The following is an 18,947-nucleotide window of genomic DNA, read 5'->3' as shown; positions in this document are numbered from 1 at the left end:
CCATGACCAGCCTTATCCGGAACAGCCCTGTCGGCGCCAACCCGCGCGCCTTGTGCACGCTGCAAGACCTGACCGATCGACCACGCGTGGGATTTCGCGGCACGCAAAGCGCTGACTACCTCACGGCACGCGGTTTCAGCCTGCCCGAGGCACCGAACCGCGCCGTCACACAGGCGGACGGCAGCCATGTCGCACGCCTTTCGCAGACCGAATACCTGCTGTTGGGCAGCCCGCTGGATGGCGGGCAGCGCATCGCCGATGAAGAAGCTCGCTGGGAGCTGGACCACAGCGCCAACTACCTGCTGCCTCGCGAAGACAGCCATGCCTGGCTGCAATTGAGTGGCGCGTGCATCGCCCAGGTGATGGCCAAACTGTGTGGTGTGGATCTGCGTCCCGAAGCGTTTGCGCCAGGTTCGGTGGCGCAGACTTCGGCAGCGCGCATCAATGTGATCGTCATCAACCTCGGCGCGCAGGCCGAACCCTGTTTCCAGATCCTCTTCGATCGGGCCTCATTAGCTTACTTCAAGGACGCAATGCTGGATGCCATGACCGAGTTTGGGGGACGCCTCTCATGAACAACGGGTTATTGCTCCGGTGAATAAAGGCCGTTTCGTGCTCATGAACGACAACAAGTGTCTGTTACCGCCAAGCCGCCTAAAGAATGCTGGCAAAAAGTCGTTGACCTCTTGGTAGACCATAAGAGCGACCCTCAGCTCATCGCCCCGGGTCGCAGACTGCATCCATGCAGCGCCCAACACTTGCGGCAGTAACGGACATCCCGGAGCTCAAATGAATATCAAACAGAAATTGACGTGGGCGTTCGCAGTCATTGCGTGCTTGCCCATATTAGTCGTCGCCGCCATCGTGGTGGTGAACCTGCGCGACAAGGCGACCAGTGATTTCGTGGACGGCAGCGCACGCGAGATTCGCCAGGTCGACAATGCCATGCAACTGTTTTTCGACGGCATTACGCAGAACGTCAATTACATCGCAGCGCACCCATTGATCGCCGGGGCGAGCGACGATTTTCGCAGCTACATGGGCACAACGCCTACCGCGCAGTCCGAGAATGACAGGCAGGCGACCGAGCTGTTCGCCAATATCGCCAAGGCCCACCCGGCCTACTCCTACGTCTCTTATGGCCTGATCAACGGCAGCTACATCATGACGCCGGAAGACCCGAAAATGAGTAACTACGACCCGCGTGTGCGGCCGTGGTACAAGACGGCGATGGCCAATGCCGGCAAGACTGTGCGCAGCGACGCCTATTACTGGGCCAACGACGACGCGGTACTGGTCAGCACCATCCGGGCGATTCCCAACAAACTGGGCAACCCTGGCGGCGTGGTCAATATCGACGTATCGCTCAAGCAACTGACCAACATCGTCAAGCAGATCAAACTGGGCGACAGCGGCTATCTGATGCTGATGGAAAAGAACGGCACCGTGCTGGTCGATCCGAAACAGCCCGAACACAACTTCAAGAAACTGGGAGAACTGGGCGACGGCTTCAGCGAGCTGGCGAAAACCGCCAGTGGGCTGGCCGAGGTGACACTCAACGGCGAGCGTTACATGGCCAATGTGTACCCGTCAGAGCAACTGGGCTGGAACTTCATAGGCCTGATCAAACAGGACGAAGTAATGGCCTCGGCCACACGCCTGACCTGGTTGATTGGCATCATCGCGGTGGTGCTGGCGGTGGTCTTTGCAATTGTCGGTGCCAGTTTCGCCCGCGTTATCGTGCGTCCGATCCACAGTGTTTCCAGTGGTCTGGAAGGCATCGCGGGCGGTGAAGGCGACCTGACCCAGAACCTAGCCGTGCGCGGCAAGGATGAAACCGCGCAGCTGGCGGGCTGGTTCAACAAGTTCCTGACCGCGATCCGCAGCCTGATCCAGCACATCGGCCAGGCGGCCGGGAAGATTCTCGAAGCCTCACACAGTTCGACACGTGTCTCCAACGACATGGCTGAAGCCGCTGGCCGGCAGCGCGAAGCAGTGGACATGGTCTCCACGGCGTTTCATGAAATGGTCGCCACCTCCAATGAAGTCGCGCGCTCCTGCAGCCAGGCCGCCGACTCGGCCGACAACGGTCAGCAACAGGCGCGTGAAGGTCAGCGGCAGATCGATGAGGCGGTGCGCAGCGTCGACCAGCTCAGCGAGGAGCTGACCCGCTCGGCCAAGGACATGACGCAACTGGAAAAGGACAGCGCAGGCATTCAGTCGATCCTCAACACCATCCGCTCGATTGCCGAGCAGACCAACCTGCTGGCGCTCAACGCCGCCATCGAGGCAGCACGTGCAGGCGAACAGGGTCGCGGCTTTGCCGTGGTAGCCGACGAAGTCCGCGCACTGGCCAAACGCACCTCGGACTCGACCGCCGAAATCGACAACCTGCTGGGCAACCTGGCCAAACGCACTGCCTCGGTGGCGCAACAGATGCATGCCAGCCTCGACGTGTCGCAGCAATCGGTGACCAAGATCGGACAGGCACGCAGCAGCTTCGGGCAGATCCGCGAGTCAGTGGATGTGATTCGCGACATGAACACCCAGATCGCAACCGCCGCCGAGGAACAGCATCAGGTGGCCGAAGACATCAACCGGCACATCAGCCAGATCCATGGCGATGCGCAGTTGATCGCCGAGCTCTCGGACTCGGCCCGCGCGGATTCCAGAAGCCTGGAGATGCTGTCCAGCGAACTGGACGGCCTGGTGCGCAAGTTCAAGACCTGATGATGCACACACGGAGCGTGGGAACGATGGGCGTCTGTGCGTACCCTATCGTGCCCATGCTCCGCGTGTTCTGGACGCTCTGAGCCCTGTCCACAGCAGGAGATCTAATCTCCGTCCCTCTCAAACCATTCAGTCAGAAAATCCAGAAAAGTGCGCAGCGTTGCTGACTGATGGTGCCTTGAGGTGTAGATCGCGTGTATCCCCAAAGCCCGTGGCTGGTACTCCGGCATCAGGGCGATCAGCTTGCCGCTTGCAATTAACGGCGCCGCCGAATGCACAGGCTGCAGACTGATACCGGCGCCCGCCACTGCGGCCTCCAGCAGCACCACTGAATCGTTGGCACTCAGGTTGCCGCCGACCGGCACACTGAGCGGCAGTTGCTGGCGGGTGAACTCCCAAAGGCTTTTGCCGAAGTACGAATAGGTCAGGCAGTTGTGGGCAGGCAGTTCCTGCGGCCTGGACGGCGTGCCGTGCATGGCGAGATAGGCTGGAGAAGCACACACCACCGAATCGCATTGCCCCAGCGGACGGGCAATGACATTGGGGTCCAGCTGATTGGTGATGCGGATCGCCAGATCGATTCGCTCGCTGACCAGATCCACGGCCTCGTTGCCGATAAGCAGGTCTGCCGAGGTGCCGGGATAACGGCGCAGGTAAGCCGTCACCGCGGGTGCCAGAACGGCCAGCGCCAGTGACTGCGAACAGGCGATGCGCAGCATGCCGCGTGGCTCCTCGATTTGCGTATCGGCCGCCAGCGGCACCGCGTCGGCCAGCTAGACCAGTTGCTGACACCGCAACAAGGTCACTTGCCCTGGTGCGGTCAAGCCGAGCTTGCGCGTGGTCCGGTGCAGCAGTCGCGCTCCGGCCCAGCTCTCCATCTGCGCCAGATAACGTGTGACCATTGCCCGAGACATGTCCAGCGCCTCGGCGGCGGCTATGAGGCTGCCCCTGTCGTTGATAGCGATGAATACCCGTGCCGCTATGATCCGATCCACGATTCGTCCGATATAAGCAATCAATAGTTGCCAATACTGCGGCTTTTGTTTCATCTAAGGCAACATAAGATAACGACCTCAGTCCTGCCCGAACGAAGGTCGTACCCCATGTTGCGTAAATCCCTGCTTGCCCTGTCCTTCGCTGCTCTGTTCCCTCTCGCAGCCCAGGCCGCCGCCCCCCTGGCAATCGAAGTGTATAACCCGGCTGAAAAAGCCGTCTTCCCGGTGTCATCCGAACTGATCACCGGCAAGCATGACGCGGTGCTTATCGATGCGCAGTTCCAGCGCAACGACGCCGAGGCCCTGGTGCAAAAGATCAAGGCCAGCGGCAAGCAACTTACCACCGTCTATATCAGCCACAGCGACCCGGACTACTACTTCGGTCTGGACGTCATCAAAGCCGCGTTCCCCGAGGCGAAGATCGTCGCCAGCGCACCTACCGTGAAGGCGATCAAGGCGTCGATGCAGGGCAAACTCGCGTACTGGGGCCCGATTCTCAAGGACAATGCGCCAGCCAGCCTGGTTGTGCCGGAAGTGCTCAAGGGCGACCACCTGACGCTTGAAGGCCAACCGTTGCAGATCAAAGGCCTTAACGGCCCGGCGCCCGAGCGCAGCTACGTATGGATTCCCTCCCTCAAGGCAGTGGTCGGCGGTGTCGTGGTCTCCAGCGGTATTCATGTCTGGGTCGCTGACACGCAAAGCACGAAATCGCGTCAGGACTGGCTCGCGACACTCAAAGGCATCGAGGCGCTGAAACCGGCCACCGTGATTCCGGGTCATTACCTGGGCGAGGTCCCGTCAGGCACCCAGGCTGTGACGTTTACCGCCGACTACCTGAAGTCCTTCGAAGAGCAGGCCGCCAAGGCCAAGGATTCCGCCGCCCTGATCGACGCCATGCACAAAGCATGGCCGCAACTGGCCGAACCGGCTTCGCTGGAGATGAGCGCAAAAGTCATCAAGGGCGAGATGAAGTGGCCAAATTGATCCGGCACCTGTAAGGCCCCGGCGGAGCGCTGCGAATATCAGCAGGGGCCAGGCTTTTACCTGCGCGGCGCACATGCACTCAGCTATGGTCAGACGCCCATATCAGTCGCTATGCTGCGCCCATGAACGCCCCTCTGAAAATCCGTAACCCCTGCCCGCCCGGCGCTTGCGACTGCAAGCGCGAGCTGCTGGACGCGGAAGATGCAGACCTGCGGATTCTGCTGCTGTCCCGCGATGCGGAAAAAACCCTGCTGGATCGCCTGGAGCGTATCGACAGTCTGGAAGATCTGGAGCACATGCAGCACAAGATTTTTCAGCAACTGGGCGTGCGTGTCGACGTCGCGCCTGGCTTCAACGAAGTGCGCACCATGCGCGGCATCAGCATTGTCGTCGAGGAAAAGGTCGGGCTGTGTCGCAAGACGCGTCAATCGATACCTGCCGCCATCCGCCGCGCCCTGGAAGCACGTCCACAGATCGCCTATCAGTTGCTCAACGCCAACGACCTGCTGCGCGACGCGTGAGTCGAGACAAAGCCCAGTCAGGCTTTCAGAAACGACAACGCCCGGCCTGAATAGACCGGGCGTCACGTGAACACTACCGCAAGCTGATCAACAAACCCCAGGCGGGATACCGTCCTTGTTGAAGTCTTTCAGGCGTTCCTTTTCTTCGGGCGTCGAGTGCGCGGGCACATCGCTTTGCGGTTCCGGTTTTTTCTCGTCTTTCTTGTCAGTCATGGTCGTTGACTCCGCTGGTGGACACTCAAATAAGGCCACGCGCGGAGCATTCGGTTCAGACTGATTGCACAGTGCGGCGCTGATCGACGTTGCATTCCAGTTGTCTGGCCAGGCCCTGCAGATCGAGCAGGGTCGCACGCCAGCTGCGCTCCTGACTGCCGACGCTGACCAGCGAACGGACCCGGTCATTGACCGAAATGCCCTTGCCGGCACTGGCTTGCCAGCCTTGTTCCAGCATGGCCGGATCGAACTGATTGAACGCGTCGATTGCATCGACGCGGTTCACTGCAAAACCGAAGCACAGCCGCTCGCCACGCACGATCAATACACGCGTTGCTTCGGCCTGGACCTGTGCGCCTTCGCCCAACAGGCTGCTCAGGCAGATCAGCGGTACCTGCTCGCCGCGCAGATTGAACTGCCCCAGCAAATGCGTTTCCGGCTGCGACAGGCCGATGAGTTGCTGCGGCATGCTCATGATTTCCACGATCTGGCTCAACGGTGCGACGAAGCGGGTCGGCGCGTCGAACAGCAGGCAGGCGTGGCGCAGCATGGCCTTGGTCACATCGTGCGAGGCCTGGGCAGGTTTGACGTCGTGCTGATAAACCTGGGTGTAGCTTTTGACTTCCGGGCGCTGCAGCAGCATCGGATGATCAAGCAACAAGGCCTGCTGCCCCTCCTCCAGGTTCATTACTCCGGCCAGCAGCTCTGGATGCGGCAGGCCATAGCCCGGCGCCGCCAACAGGCTGTCCGGATCCTGACGCTGAATGGCAACCATGCGGTCGTAGCCAAACCCGCACACCCGCCCGTCCGGCGCAGTCAACAGCAGCAACTGCGGCTTGGACGTCTGACGCTGATGATCCAGGCCAAGCACTTCGGACAGATTGAGCGCCGGGACCTTGGTGCCACGCACCGAGGTGACGCCGAAGCAGCAGTCACTGGCAAAATCCGACGCCGTGATCTCGGGATCGTCCACCAACTCGGTCACAACGCTGGCATCGATACAGAAGTTGCGGCCATCACACTCGAACACCAGGTAATGCAGCAAGCGACTCTTGGCGGCCAGCGCCTCATCCTTGAGCACTTGCGCGTTGGGGTCGGCAGCGAACAGTACGCCTGGCAAACCACTCATGAAGGCAAGATCGAGCTTGTAGATCATCCGTGACTCTTCAGCGCCGAGCAGCAGAGAGGGCAGCAAGCCGACACCGCTGCCCGCTGGTCCCAGTGGACTGAACTGAGAATCACGGGCCTTGAGAATGTCGCACACAGCGTCAATCGCCAGCCCGAGGTATCCACCGCCGTACTTGAGCATCGCCACCAGTGGCGTCGGCGAAGACATATCGCCGCCCTCCGCCAATTGAGCCCGCAGGTCGACCAATGGCACCGGTTTGCCACGCAAGGTAAACACCCCACGCAGCGCTCCCCGTGTCAATGGATGGGGATGCAGATCAGCAGGCCAGTGCACGGCCTCCATCAACGCATCGGCAACCACCGCCAGATACACACCGTTGATCTGCACGACGCCATAGGCATTCAGGCTGCTCATGCAGGTTGTCCGATGGATACCTTGTTCAGAGTTTCGGTGTAGCCGGTCAGGTTGGCTTTATGCAGCTCGACGATCAGGGTCTCGACTTCCTGCGCCGACAGGCGTTGCTTCTCTGTCGCCGTGTTGATCCCGTCGATCGCCTGGGTGGTCTGCATCACGCCTTCCACGATGTGTTCAAAGGCTTCGCCGGCACTGCGCGAAATTTCGTTGCCCGACTCGATCCGGCTGACGGTTTCCAGAATCAGCTTGTTGATTTCCTTGGTCGCACGCGAGGACTTCTCGGCCAGCTTGCGCACCTCGTCGGCGACTACCGAAAAGCCCAGGCCATGTTCACCGGCCCTGGCCGCTTCGATGGCCGCGTTGAAAGCCAGCATGTTGGTCTGGCTGGCGATCTCGCTGATCACTTGAATGATGTCCTGAATGCCCTCGGCGGACTTGGCAATCATGCCCATTGCGTCGGACGCCTTGACCAGCGTCTGCGAACCGGAACTGGCCTGCTCACGCGTCATTCTGGCCAGATCGGTGGCCGTCTCGGTACTTTGCGCCACATAGGAAATGGCGTTCATCAGTGCTTTTACCGACTCGCCCATGGCGCGGGTCTTGGCCTCTATCGCCTGTTCCATCTCAACCTGACGGGTAATGTCAGTGGCGAATTTCACCACTTTGAACGGCAAGCCGTCGTGGTCGAAAATCGGGCTGTACGTCGCCTGAATCCAGATTTTCTGCCCGTATTTGCTGACACGCATGAAGCGCCCGGAATAGAACTCGCCCTGCCCCAGCCCGTGCCAGAATTCACGGTACTCGGTGCCGCGCACGTATTCTTCCTCACAGAAGATACGGTGATGCTTGCCTTTGATTTCCAGCAGGCCATAACCCAGCGCTTTGAGAAAGTTGGCATTGGCGGTGATGATGTTGCCGGCCATGTCGAATTCGATGACGGCCTGGGCGCGGTCGATGGCATTCACCTTGCCCTGGTCCTCGACGCTGGTTTCCTTGCCCACAGTCACGTCGAGCGCGAATTTGACGATCTTGTAGGGTTTGCCCTGCGCATCGAAAATCGGGTTGTAGGTCGCCTGAATCCAGATCTCCTTACCGTCCTTGCGCTTGCGCTTGTACTCGTTGGCGTCGTACTCGCCGCGCCCCAGCTTCTCCCAGAGCTCACGATACTGCAGGCTGCTGACAAATTCTTCGGAGCAGAACATACGGTGGTGTTCACCGACGATTTCATCGAGCTCGTAGCCGAATACCGCCAGAAAATTGCGGTTGGCGTGCAGCACCTTGCCCGTCAGATCGAATTCGATCACCGCCTGGGAGCGCTCGATGGCCGTCACCTTGCCCGCGGACTCAGCCTGACGAATGCGGCTCTCGGTCACATCGTTGGCGAACTTCACGACCTTGTAAGGACGACCATCCGGGTCGAAGATCGGGTTGTAAGTGGCGCTGATCCACAGCTCGCGACCGTTCTTGCCGATGCGCTTGTATTCGCCGGAGTCATACTCGCCACGTTCGAGCTTGGCCCAGAAGGCCCGATAGGCCGGGCTGTTCAGGTAGTCGTCTTCGCAGAACATGCGATGGTGCTGGCCCTGAATCTCGTCCAGACGATAGCCCAGGACCTTGAGAAAGTTTTCGTTGGCGTTGAGCACGCGACCGTTCAGGTCGAATTCGATAATGCCCTGCGAACGATCAATGGCCGCAACCTTGCCTTCGTACTCGGCATTGGACTTGCGTTGCGCAGTCACGTCCGTGGCGAACTTCACGACCTTGAACGGATTGCCCTGCTCGTCGAACACCGGGTTATAAGTCGCCTGCAACCAGATCTCGCGCCCGTTCTTGCCCAGGCGCTTGTACTGACCTTCGTCGAAAGCGCCCTTGCCCAGTTTTTCCCAAAACGTTGCATATTCGACGCTAGACGCATGTTCCGGCGTGCAGAACATACGGTGATGCCGACCCTGGACCTCATCCAGCCGATAACCGACGCAATCCAGAAAATTGGTGTTGGCCCGCAGGATATTGCCTTCAAGATCGAACTCGATCATCGCCTGGGAACGGTCAATGGCCGTCATCAGCGAGTGAAGATCAAGTTCCAGCCCGGCCTTGTCCCTGGGGGTGCTTTCAATTGTGGTCGACATGTGGAAATACTCTACGAGTAAGCATCTATGGAAGTATTGTTATGAAGCGCCGGTTTCCGCGAGCCCTGTCAGACACAGCGATGTGTGGACTATGGAGGCTGCCGATCAAGCCGGTTAATCGTCTTTCTCAATGCCGTCCATAGCGCAAACTGCAGTTCATCAGCGCCGGATGGAATGACCGACTCCACTTGGCAGGTAGCTGTAGCATTAACATCGGCATCAAACGGAACAGCTTTAGGGCAGCTATTTCGCTATCACACGGACAGACTGCCGTTCGTCAGCGAAGAGCGCTTCGAACACCACGCCTTTATCGACGTCGAACACCTCTTGTTCATCAGGCATAAAACCAGATGACAAGAATGACAGCGCCAGTCCAGCCCAGGGTCAGCAAGAAGGAAAGTCCAGCAAGACGCGGATCCATAGAACTCCTGTTCTAGAAGGCTTGGGTAGGCTGAGGGCTGCATACGTAGGCCTGTATCGGCCGGATCACCGACATATCAATTATTTTCGTCACTTTGAAACACTGTAGACGTGCAGGTTTTGCCCTGGATCAATGTTTGTTCGTTGCGACCCGGTCAGGTACTTGAGTAAGGCGTCGGCCAGATATTTCACGAACAGATAATCAGGCCCGGGACATGGCGTGCGAAGGGAAATCCTTAAAATTCAAATAACGCATAATTTCTAAATTAATAATTATTTAATTTAATAATAAACCTATAACAAAAAAGAATTTCACGGCAGTTTTTTATAGGAATACCGTAATCCCATTACCGACCCCTTTCTCCAGGCGGAGGTGAATCTACCTTCCTCATCACGCCCGGGGCACACTTCATGAGCAAACAACGACACCTTAAACTTGGCGCCATGGTCCACGGGGTCGGCCATGGCTGGGGCGAATGGCGCCACCCGCAAGCGCTGGCCAACGCCAGTGTGAATTTAGGGTTTTATCAGCAACAGACCCACCTGGCAGAAGCGGCCCGATTCGATTTTGTGTTCATTGCCGACAGCCTGCACATTCACGAGAAATCCAGTCCTCACTACCTGAATCGCTTCGAGCCCTTGACCATTCTGTCCGCACTCGCAGCCACCACCCGGCACATCGGTCTGGTAGCGACGGTCACGGTCAGTTACACAGAGCCCTTCCAGGTCGCCCGCCAGTTTGCCTCACTGGACCACATCAGCGGCGGCCGGGCTGGCTGGAACGTGGTGACGTCGTGGCTGAGTGGCACCGCCGATAACTTCAGCAAGGGCGAACACCCGCCACATGCGGTGCGCTACCGAATTGCCAAAGAGCATATCGAAGTGGTCAAGGGCCTTTGGGATTCCTGGGAAGACGACGCTTTCGCCTACGACAAGCAGAAAGGCGAGTTCTTCACGCCAGGCAAACTGCACGCGCTGAACCACAAGGGCGAATTTTTCTCGGTGAAAGGCCCGCTCAACATCGCCCGGTCGAAGCAGGGTCAACCGGTGATTTTTCAGGCAGGCACTTCCGAGGCCGGGCGTAACTTCGCCGCTCAGAATTCGGATGCGATCTTTGTCCACGCCGAGAGCTTCGATGAAGCACGCGCCTACTATCAGGACCTGAAACAGAGAGCTGGCGGCTTTGGCCGAGATCCCCACGCGCTGTCGATTCTGCCGGGTATTCGCCCGATTGTCGGGCGTGATGAGGCCGAGGTGGAGAGCCGCTATCGCCAGGCCGTGGAGCTGGTGACGATCGAAGATGCCATTGTCGCCCTTGGCCGCCCCTTCAATGATCACGATTTCAGCCAGTACCCACTGGACGAACCCTTCCCGGAACTAGGTGATCTGGGCTCCAACAGCCAGAAAGGCGGTTCGGACCGGATCAAGCAACTGGCCAGAGACGAAGGCCTGAGCCTGCGTGAGGTCGCCCTGCGCTTCTCCCTGCCCCGACGCGACTTCGTCGGCACGCCCGATCAGGTTGCCGACGCGATACAGACATGGTTCGAGGCAGGCGCAGCCGATGGCTTCATCATCAACAGCGTCCTGCCGGACGGTTTGCAGTATTTCACTGAACAGGTGGTGCCGGTGCTGCAGCAGCGCGGACTGTTCCGCACCGAATACACCGGCAATACGCTGCGTGACAATCTCGGTCTTGAAATACCGGCCAATCGTCATGCAAAGGCTGTCGCCCATCAATCAGACGAGGCTGTGGCATGACTCGACTCGTGATAGCCAGCCAACTGGATGATGACTTCAATCAGGTCATCAGCGAGCGGCTTGCAGTGACCCATCCAGAAGCCAGGGTCATCGGCGTACCGGCCGGCGTGCCGAGCGACCTGACCGGCGAGGTCAGCATTCTGCTGGCGCGCCCTATCAATGTGCGTGGTTATGAAGCCCCTGCCTCGCCGCCTCCGGGCTGGCCCTATGGCCTGAAATGGATTCAGGTGGTGTCTTCGGGCATCGACTTCTATCCCGGCTGGCTGTTCGACGGCCCGCCGGTCAGCACCTCGCGGGGCAGCGCAGCAGAAAACATTGCCGAGTTCTCGTTGGCCGCCATTTTCGCTGCTGCCAAACACTTGCCGGACATCTGGGTGCATGACTCGCAATGGAATTTCACTGCACTGACACCGCTCAAGGGCACTACGCTCGGGATTCTCGGCTTCGGCGCCATCGGTCGCAGCCTGGCCGGTAAAGCGCTGGCACTGGGCATCACCGTCGTGGCGTTGCGGCAGAGCCAGACGCCGTTCGAGGTTGATGGCGTCGAAAGCGCGCGCGACATTCACGAGCTTTTTTCCCGCGCCGACCATCTGGTACTGGCCGCACCTCTGACACCTGCCACACGGCACATCGTCAACGCCGACGTACTGAACAGCGCCAAACCCGGCCTGCACCTGATCAACATCGCCCGTGGTGGCCTGCTTGACCATGAGGCGCTGCTCAAGGCGCTCGATAGGGGAACCATTGGCCTAGCCTCGCTGGACGTCACTGAACCCGAGCCCCTGCCGGACGGTCATCTCCTGTATGCACACCCCAGAGTACGCCTGTCACCCCACACCTCGGCGATCTCCAGCAACAGCCGCCACGAAATAGCCGACAGCTTTCTGGCCAACCTTGACCGTTTTCTCAGCGGGCAGGCCTTGCAGAATCAGGCTGATCGCCAGCGCGGCTACTGACACAGATCATCCTCATTGCGCTGCGTGGGGATACCACTCCTGACACTCAGCGTCACCTTCAAATACCGAGCGTGCCATGCCCAAACCGATAAAAAACACACAAACCGGCTATCGTCGTCCGCTGCTGGCAGGTCTGCTCGCGGCGTTGGCCTTGTGCATCACCTTCCCTGCCGAAGCGCAGGAAACGCTGCGAATCGGTTACCAGAAATCGTCGACGCTGATCACCCTGCTGAAAACACAGGGCATTCTGGAAAAAGCCCTCGCGCCGCAAAACGTCACCGTCACCTGGCATGAGTTTCCGAGTGGCCTGCCGCTGCTAGAGGCTTTGAACATCGGCAACGTGGATATCAGCGCGGATGTGGCGGACACCGTACCGATCTTCGCCCAGGCAGCGCAGGCCCGGCTGACCTACTTTGCCCAGGAAGCGGCCTCGCCTTCCGCGCAGGCGATCATCGTCCATAAAAACTCGCCCGTGCAGCAGTTATCGGATCTGAAAGGCAAAAAGGTCGCGGTCACCAAGGCGGCGGGTTCTCACTATCTGCTGATCGCAGCATTGAAAAAGGCCGGTCTGACATTTTCCGATATTCAGCCCGCCTACCTGTCGCCCGCCGACGGCCGCGCGGCCTTCGAGAACAATAAAGTTGACGCCTGGGTCACCTGGGAACCCTTCCTGACCAGCGCCCAACGGCAATTGCCGACGCGCACTCTGGCTGACGGCAAGGGATTGTCCAGCTACAAGCGTTATTACCTGACCGGCACCGGCTACGCCAAGGACCACCCACAAGTGCTCAGCGTGGTTTACGAGCAGTTGCACAAGGCAGGCATCTGGCTCAAGGCCAATCCACGCGAAGCAGCGCAGCTACTGAGCCCTTTGTGGGGCAATCTGGATATCGAAACGGTTGAAATCGCCAACAGCCATCGGACTTATCAGATCCAGCCAGTCACGCACGATCAATTGGACGAACAACAGCATATCGCCGAAGCCTTCTTCGCTGCCGGCCTGCTGCCCAAGGCGGTGGATGCGCAGGATGTGGAGGTGTGGAAGCCTTGAGGAATGAAGGGGCACACCCGCTCGCATGGAGCGAGTATGCCCCTCGATCAGTCTCCGGACTCAAACACCCGGAGGCGTGGGAAACGTTCCGCGGGCGGTTTCATAAGCCTGCGCGACACGCAACGCCAGGGCATCCTTGAAGCGCGGCGCGACGATCATCATGGCGACCGGCAGTCCGTCGGCCAGACCGGCCGGGACTGACGTGGCCGGGTGGCCGGTCAGGTCGAACGGTGCGGTGTTGGCCAGCATGTTCAACGCGCTATGCACGTACTCTTCAATCGGCGCGTCGGCGGCGGTCAGTGTGGTGGCCACGAACGGCATGGTCGGCATGACCAGCACGTCGAACTGCTTGAAGGCTTCATCGTATTGACGGGTGAGCTCCGGCACCAGCATCCGCGCCTTGGCGTAGTACGCACCGTGCAGGTTTTTCAGGCTGTAATGCCCGGTCAGCGCCACGGCACGCACGCTGCTGGATAACGCATTGGCGTGTTCGCGACGCTTGGCGCCGAAGTAACTCATGATCTCGGGGTCGTAATAGCCGTCGACATTCATGCCATAACCGTTGCCTTGCAGCATCTGGTACGCCGCGCCATCGGTGGCGATGACATTCCACATGTCCAGTGCCACCCCGCGATGCCACGGCGCACTGGCGTCACCGACCGTCGCACCGAGACTTTCCAGTTGCGCCACGGCGGCGCGAACCAGTGCGTCAACCTGCGGCTCGGACATGCCGGGAATCGCGAAGCCTTCACGCAGCAGGCCTATTTTCAGGCCTGCAACGCCTTGATCGAGGGTCGCGACGCAACTGACGGCTGGCGGGTTTTTCTGTCTTGAATCGAGCCCGTCGGCGCCGGCGATCACATCGAGCATGATCGCGCAGTCGCGCACGTTGTTGGCCATCGGGCCGACATGGTCGATGGTCCGTTCAATCGGGAAGGCGCCGGTGTAAGGCACCAGGCTGTAGGTGGGTTTGTGTCCGACGATGCCGCTCCAGGCCGACGGCATGCGGATCGACCCACCCTGGTCGCCACCGATGGCCATGTCCACTTCCTGCAGCGCGACCAGCACGGCGCTGCCGCTGGATGAACCACCTGCGTTGCGGGTCAGGTCCCAGGGGTTTTTCACCGCGCCGGTGGCCGAGGTAAAACTGGCTCCAGAGAAACACAGGTCTTCGCACACCGACTTGCCGATGACCGTCGCACCCGCAGCCAGCAGGCGCTTGACCACCGTGGCGTCTTCGGACGGCACGTAACCGTCAAGGCTCAGCGAGCCATTGGCCATGGGCACACCGGCCACCGATACGTTGTCCTTGATAACCACCGTTCTGCCTGCCAGCGGGCCACTGGCAGCACCGGCAATGTGGGTCTTGACGTACCAGGCCCCGTACAGGTTCTCGGCCGCAGCCGGTTTGCTGTGTTCGCGCAGCGGCGCAGGCTGGGCAACATGGGCAGCGTACAGGGCATCGATGGCTTCGTAGGAACCCAGAGTTTCGTCTGCAAGACTGAGGAACGACTCCATCTGACTGTCTGACAGGTCGTAGCCATGGTCCTGGGCGGCAATCAGAAAGTCGGCTTTGCTGGGGCGTTTTACGGACATGGTGTTCTCCAGATAACGGTAAGGACAGCCCGGGTTCAGGCAGTCATTGACTGGAGCCGCCTGCGCAGGGGCGCACAGGCCTGGGCTCGATCCGGAGGACGTCGTTGTCCACGCCGGTCGCCACGCGGTGTTCCATACCTGCCGGGTCAGGGCGTATGGCAACCTTCCGCGCAGAAGAGGATCAGGCGTGGCGCCCGACACTCGAAGCTTGTCTGCAACCTATCAGGAACAGGCTTGTTGAAACAGTTCATGGGCCTTGACCAGCGCCTCGGCGATTTTTTCCACCGGCTCACGCTTGGCCATCGCCTGATCACGCAACGCGTTGTAGGCGTCCGTTTCAGACAGGCCCTTGGTTTCCATCAGGATGATCTTGGCCTGCTGCACGGTGCGCATGACCGCCATGCGCCCTTCCAGGCGCTTGACGTGCTTTTCCCGTTCCCGCGTCTTGCGGGCCTGGCTGAGGGTGATGGCCAGAGCGGTCAGCAGGCCGAACGAGCGGACCGGCGACGGAATCACCGAACAGGCGTTGAGCTGCACCAGCGCCTCGACAATGATCGGGTTTTCATAGGCGATTACCGGAATGATCGGTGGCGTCGAGTGGTGCAGCAGCCAAGGCGTGTTGGTCGACAGACTCTCCGGCGATACCGCCAGCACGATCACGTCAGCCTCGCTGTGCAGACGCTCGGGGATCGGCCACTGCACCCGCACCTGACAACCGATGCGCTGCAACTGAGCGATCAGGTTGCGACCGTCTTCGTCATCGGGATGCATCACCAGCACGCTGATATCGCGCAGGTCCTTGATGCCGCCTGCGCTGTCGTTGCGCAAACGTTTCTTGGCGGCACGCAGGGTCATGGACGCCTCCCGGTCAGGCTGGACCAGCCATTGAAGTCAGGCGCCACCGCATAAGGGTCGGGCTTCAGCGCTTTCTGACTTTCGTAAAGGATGTCGAACTGCCCGTCGGCATTGGCACGGCCGATCCGCGAGTACAGGTAGGTATGGTGGTTGTGTTCATCGATACGCACCCGTCCCTGAGGCGCGTCGTATTCCAGACCGCGCATGGTCTGCAACACACTCTCCACGTCGGTACTGCCTGCACGGGCGATCGCCTTGGCCAGCAGATGGACCTGAAAGTAAGCGGCCTCCCAGCAGCGGTCGGTCACCTGATGCTGGCCAAACATTTCCCGGTACTGGGCGATGCACTGGCGATTGAGCGGCGTGTCGATCGACTGGAAATAGGTCGCTGCCGAAATGTGCCCGGTGCCCAGATGGACGCCCATCTGCTGAATATCGGTTTCGCTGGTAGTGACACTGGCAATCGGCATGACCGCTGGGTCGAAACCGGCATCAGCGTAGGCCTGATACAGGTGGGCCATGGTGTCGCCGACCACTGTCGAAAAGATGAACGAGGGTTTCAGCTCTCTGGCCTTGACCATGAGTCTGGCGAAGTCCTCTGCCCTGGCGTTTTTCAGTGGCAAGTAGTATTCGCCCAGCTTGCTGCCGCCCCGTTCGTAAAGCAGGTCGCTCATCAACCGGTTGGTTTCGTACGGGTAGACGTACTCCGAGCCGATCATCAGCACGCGACTGCCGAAGTGATCGAACATGTAGCTGCCCAGTGGCACCGCGTTGTGGTTCGGCGTGGCGCCGGTGTAGATGATGTTGCGCGAATACTCGAAGCCCTCGTAGTACACCGGATAAAGCAGCAATGCGTTGTAGCGTTCGACGACAGGCAGTACGGCCTTGCGTGCCGCCGAGGTGTAGCAACCGAAGAAAAACCGCAGGTTCTCTTCGCGAATCAGCGATTCGACATGCATGGCAAACAGTGCAGGCGTGGAATCCGGATTGCGGGTGATCAGTTCCAGAGGACGCCCATTCACGCCCCCGGCGGCATTGATCTGATGAATTGCAAACTGTGCGCCGCGCATTGTTGAACACTCACCGGCAGCGGTGACGCCGGTATTGGAAAACAGACCTCCTATGCGGATCGACGGGTCAGTCATGCCTATAAACCTTTCACGTGAGATGAGACGCCCGCAGGTGGCCGGGAGCCTGAAAAGAAGACTGAGCGAATAACCGTGGATTCAACGGTGGCTCTCAGGCGGTTGTGCCTGGGGCTGGCGTGACGGCAGTGTCAGGACCAGTCGTGCGAGGGGCCTTCCACACCTGCCGAGAATGGGCGTGTGGCAAGAGACCCTGCGAGGGTGTCGGGCAGGCTCATGCAGGGAGCGGGCCATGCGTGACGAGGCGCATCAGGGGGAAGCGAATTCGTTAGCGAAGACGGCCATGCATTCGTGGGGTTTAGGTCGCCTCGAAGATTGCCTTCGCGAACAAGTTCGCTCCTACAAAGGCGCGAAACTCAGTAGCTATCGCCCCCAAACCTTTGTTGCGAAGACGGCTGCGCATTCTTGGGGTTTAGGTCGCCTCGAACATTGCCTTCGCGAACAAGTTCGCTCCTGCAAAAGCACAATATCTCAGTGTATGCATCAGTACATATCGCGAGGAAAAGGGACTTTTGCATCACGCTTTTGGTGCGTAGAAGCGCTGCTCGCGCCAAAGCGGCGCATGTCGGTGTGTGCGTGCAATTAATGCAGGGATGCTCTGCCTCAGGGTTTGGAAACGCGCGCCAACAGCCGTTTCGCCAGTTGGCATTGCCCTTGCTAAGTTCCTCCTGAGACATCGCGCCAGCTGTTTGCCCTACGCCCCTCTCGGCAAGTAGGGAGACACCTCGCGTACGACTGGATCGGACGCAGTTGTCCCGCCAGATTCGGCACAAAAGCCTGACCTCCCGCCCATTGATTTGGCCGGGACGTCGGGCTTTTTTCATTCCTGGGAGATAAGTGAATGCACAACGACAAACGCCGTTTGATCAAGCATGCTCTGTTGCTGGGTGCGATCAGCCTGCTGCCGTTTTCCCTGATCGGTCAGGCGCAGGCGGACGAGACTGTGAAAGTCGGCATCATCCACTCGCTGACCGGCACCATGGCCATCAGTGAAGCCTCGGTGGTCGACGCAGAAAAACTGGCCATCGAAGAGATCAACGCCAGTGGCGGCGTGATGGGCAAAACCATCGAGCCGATCGTCGAGGACGGTGCCAGCGACTGGCCGACCTTCGCCGAGAAGGCACGCAAACTGCTGGAAAACGACCACGTTGCGGTCACCTTTGGCGCGTTCACCTCGGCCTCGCGCAAAGCGGTACTGCCGGTCTTCGAGCGCAACAAGGGCCTGCTCTACTACCCGACCTTCTATGAAGGGCTGGAGAAATCCCCGGCCATTATCTACACCGGTGCCGAAGCGTCGCAGCAGACCCTGGCGGCCGTTACCTGGCTGATGGCCAACAAGGGCAAAAGCGTCTATCTGGTCGGTTCCGACTACATCTGGCCACGCACCACCAACAAGCTGGCACGGGCGTCGGTGACCAAACAGGGCGGCTCCATCGTCGGCGAAGACTATCTGCCGCTGGGCGCCATCGAGTTTTCCTCGGTGATCAACAAGATCAAGGCGGCCAAGCCGGACATCGTGCTGTCGACCATCGTCGGCGGCTCCAACGTAGCGTTCTACAAACAGCTCAAGGCCGCGGGTATCGACAGCAGTAACCAGACGCTGATGGGGCTGGCGATCACCGAAGAGGAAGTCACCGGCATCGGTGCGGAAAACCTCGTCGGCTTCCTGACCTGCATGAGCTATTTCCAGAGCCTGAAAAACCCGGTCAACGAGAAATTCGTCCAGGCGTTCAAAACGCGCTATGGGCAGCAGCGCGTCGTCGGTGATCCGATGGCAGCGGCGTACACCGCGGTGTACCTGTGGAAAAAGGCCGCCGAGAAAGCAGGCAGTTTCGACGTGCCGAAAGTGATCGCCGCATCCTCGGAACTGACCCTCGATGCGCCTGAAGGCGAGATCAAGGTGCACAAGGACAACCACCACCTGTGGAAGCGTGCGCGCATCGGCACCCTCAATGCACAGGGCCAGGTCGACGTGATCTACGAGTCGGCACCGATCGAGCCCAACCCCTTTCCGAAACTCTGATCCCGGCCCGGGCGCGATCCGCTTCGCG

General features: G+C 59.7%; 13 protein-coding genes and 4 pseudogenes. 9 read left to right on the top strand and 8 right to left on the bottom strand.

Annotated features, from left to right (window positions below; genetic code table 11):
* Positions 1-2 precede the first annotated feature (2 nt).
* From GE543_RS15020 to GE543_RS27915, 3 genes and pseudogenes are all read left to right on the top strand, one after another.
* The gene (locus tag GE543_RS15020; protein ID WP_153221765.1) at positions 3-575 is read left to right on the top strand and encodes a sarcosine oxidase subunit gamma; all 573 of its coding nucleotides are present in this window, start codon (positions 3-5) and stop codon (positions 573-575) included.
* Positions 576-789: 214 nt separating this feature from the next.
* Positions 790-1,872: pseudogene (locus tag GE543_RS27920) on the top strand (cache domain-containing protein); the annotation flags it as partial.
* Between the two features lie 90 nt (positions 1,873-1,962).
* Positions 1,963-2,730 (top strand): methyl-accepting chemotaxis protein, encoded by a 768-nt coding sequence (locus tag GE543_RS27915; protein ID WP_370683535.1) that lies wholly within the window; start codon positions 1,963-1,965, stop codon positions 2,728-2,730.
* A gap of 104 nt (positions 2,731-2,834) precedes the next feature.
* On the opposite strand, the pseudogene GE543_RS15010 reads toward GE543_RS27915, so the two are convergent.
* A pseudogene (locus tag GE543_RS15010) lies at positions 2,835-3,725 on the bottom strand (LysR family transcriptional regulator).
* A gap of 108 nt (positions 3,726-3,833) precedes the next feature.
* Here GE543_RS15010 and GE543_RS15005 point away from each other — a divergent pair.
* Positions 3,834-4,709 (top strand): MBL fold metallo-hydrolase, encoded by an 876-nt coding sequence (locus tag GE543_RS15005; protein ID WP_153221763.1) that lies wholly within the window; start codon positions 3,834-3,836, stop codon positions 4,707-4,709.
* 122 nt (positions 4,710-4,831) lie between these two features.
* Entirely contained in the window at positions 4,832-5,230 is a 399-nt protein-coding gene (locus GE543_RS15000; RefSeq protein ID WP_003319635.1) for a hypothetical protein, read from the top strand.
* 87 nt (positions 5,231-5,317) lie between these two features.
* Here GE543_RS15000 and GE543_RS27475 read toward each other — a convergent pair whose 3' ends face one another.
* From GE543_RS27475 to GE543_RS27905, 4 genes and pseudogenes are all read right to left on the bottom strand, one after another.
* Positions 5,318-5,443, bottom strand: a complete 126-nt coding sequence (locus GE543_RS27475; protein WP_003315538.1) for a hypothetical protein — start codon at positions 5,441-5,443, stop codon at positions 5,318-5,320.
* 55 nt (positions 5,444-5,498) lie between these two features.
* Positions 5,499-6,986 carry a chemotaxis protein CheW gene (locus tag GE543_RS14990; protein ID WP_153221762.1) on the bottom strand — a complete coding sequence of 496 codons (1,488 nt, stop codon included), beginning with the start codon at positions 6,984-6,986 and terminating at the stop codon, positions 5,499-5,501.
* A pseudogene (locus GE543_RS27910) lies at positions 6,983-7,450 on the bottom strand (methyl-accepting chemotaxis protein); the annotation flags it as partial. The pseudogene GE543_RS27910 and the gene GE543_RS14990, both read right to left, overlap by 4 nt.
* A gap of 207 nt (positions 7,451-7,657) precedes the next feature.
* Positions 7,658-9,022 (bottom strand): annotated as a pseudogene (locus GE543_RS27905) (PAS domain S-box protein); the annotation flags it as partial.
* Positions 9,023-9,946: 924 nt separating this feature from the next.
* On the opposite strand from GE543_RS27905, the gene GE543_RS14980 reads away from it, so the two are divergent.
* The 3 genes from GE543_RS14980 (at position 9,947) to GE543_RS14970 (ending at position 13,300) form a co-directional block, all read left to right on the top strand.
* Entirely contained in the window at positions 9,947-11,293 is a 1,347-nt protein-coding gene (locus tag GE543_RS14980) for an LLM class flavin-dependent oxidoreductase (protein ID WP_004410692.1), read from the top strand.
* The gene (locus GE543_RS14975) at positions 11,290-12,249 is read left to right on the top strand and encodes a D-isomer specific 2-hydroxyacid dehydrogenase family protein (RefSeq protein ID WP_153221760.1); all 960 of its coding nucleotides are present in this window, start codon (positions 11,290-11,292) and stop codon (positions 12,247-12,249) included. Before GE543_RS14980 ends, GE543_RS14975 begins: the two co-directional genes overlap by 4 nt.
* A 76-nt stretch (positions 12,250-12,325) precedes the next feature.
* Positions 12,326-13,300 carry an aliphatic sulfonate ABC transporter substrate-binding protein gene (locus GE543_RS14970; RefSeq protein WP_004410690.1) on the top strand — a complete coding sequence of 325 codons (975 nt, stop codon included), beginning with the start codon at positions 12,326-12,328 and terminating at the stop codon, positions 13,298-13,300.
* A 60-nt stretch (positions 13,301-13,360) separates the two neighbouring features.
* On the opposite strand, the gene GE543_RS14965 is transcribed toward GE543_RS14970, so the two are convergent.
* From GE543_RS14965 to GE543_RS14955, 3 genes are all read right to left on the bottom strand, one after another.
* A complete protein-coding gene (locus tag GE543_RS14965; RefSeq protein ID WP_153221759.1) occupies positions 13,361-14,896 on the bottom strand; it encodes an amidase in 1,536 nt (511 codons plus the stop codon).
* Between the two features lie 222 nt (positions 14,897-15,118).
* Complete coding sequence (locus GE543_RS14960; RefSeq protein WP_003407311.1) at positions 15,119-15,751, bottom strand: ANTAR domain-containing response regulator; 633 nt, start codon at positions 15,749-15,751, stop codon at positions 15,119-15,121.
* Positions 15,748-16,896: a transporter substrate-binding domain-containing protein gene (locus tag GE543_RS14955; RefSeq protein WP_003407312.1), complete on the bottom strand. Its 1,149-nt coding sequence runs from the start codon at positions 16,894-16,896 to the stop codon at positions 15,748-15,750. Before GE543_RS14955 ends, GE543_RS14960 begins: the two co-directional genes overlap by 4 nt.
* 841 nt (positions 16,897-17,737) lie before the next feature.
* Here GE543_RS14955 and urtA point away from each other — a divergent pair.
* Positions 17,738-18,919 (top strand): urea ABC transporter substrate-binding protein, encoded by a 1,182-nt coding sequence (gene urtA / locus GE543_RS14950; protein ID WP_153221757.1) that lies wholly within the window; start codon positions 17,738-17,740, stop codon positions 18,917-18,919.
* Positions 18,920-18,947: the final 28 nt, after the last annotated feature.

It is taken from the genome of Pseudomonas sp. SZ57, from assembly GCF_009495975.1.
Classification (GTDB): domain Bacteria; phylum Pseudomonadota; class Gammaproteobacteria; order Pseudomonadales; family Pseudomonadaceae; genus Aquipseudomonas; species Aquipseudomonas syringae.
Note: the sequence above shows the minus strand (reverse complement) of the source record. Positions and strands in the feature narration are given on the sequence as shown.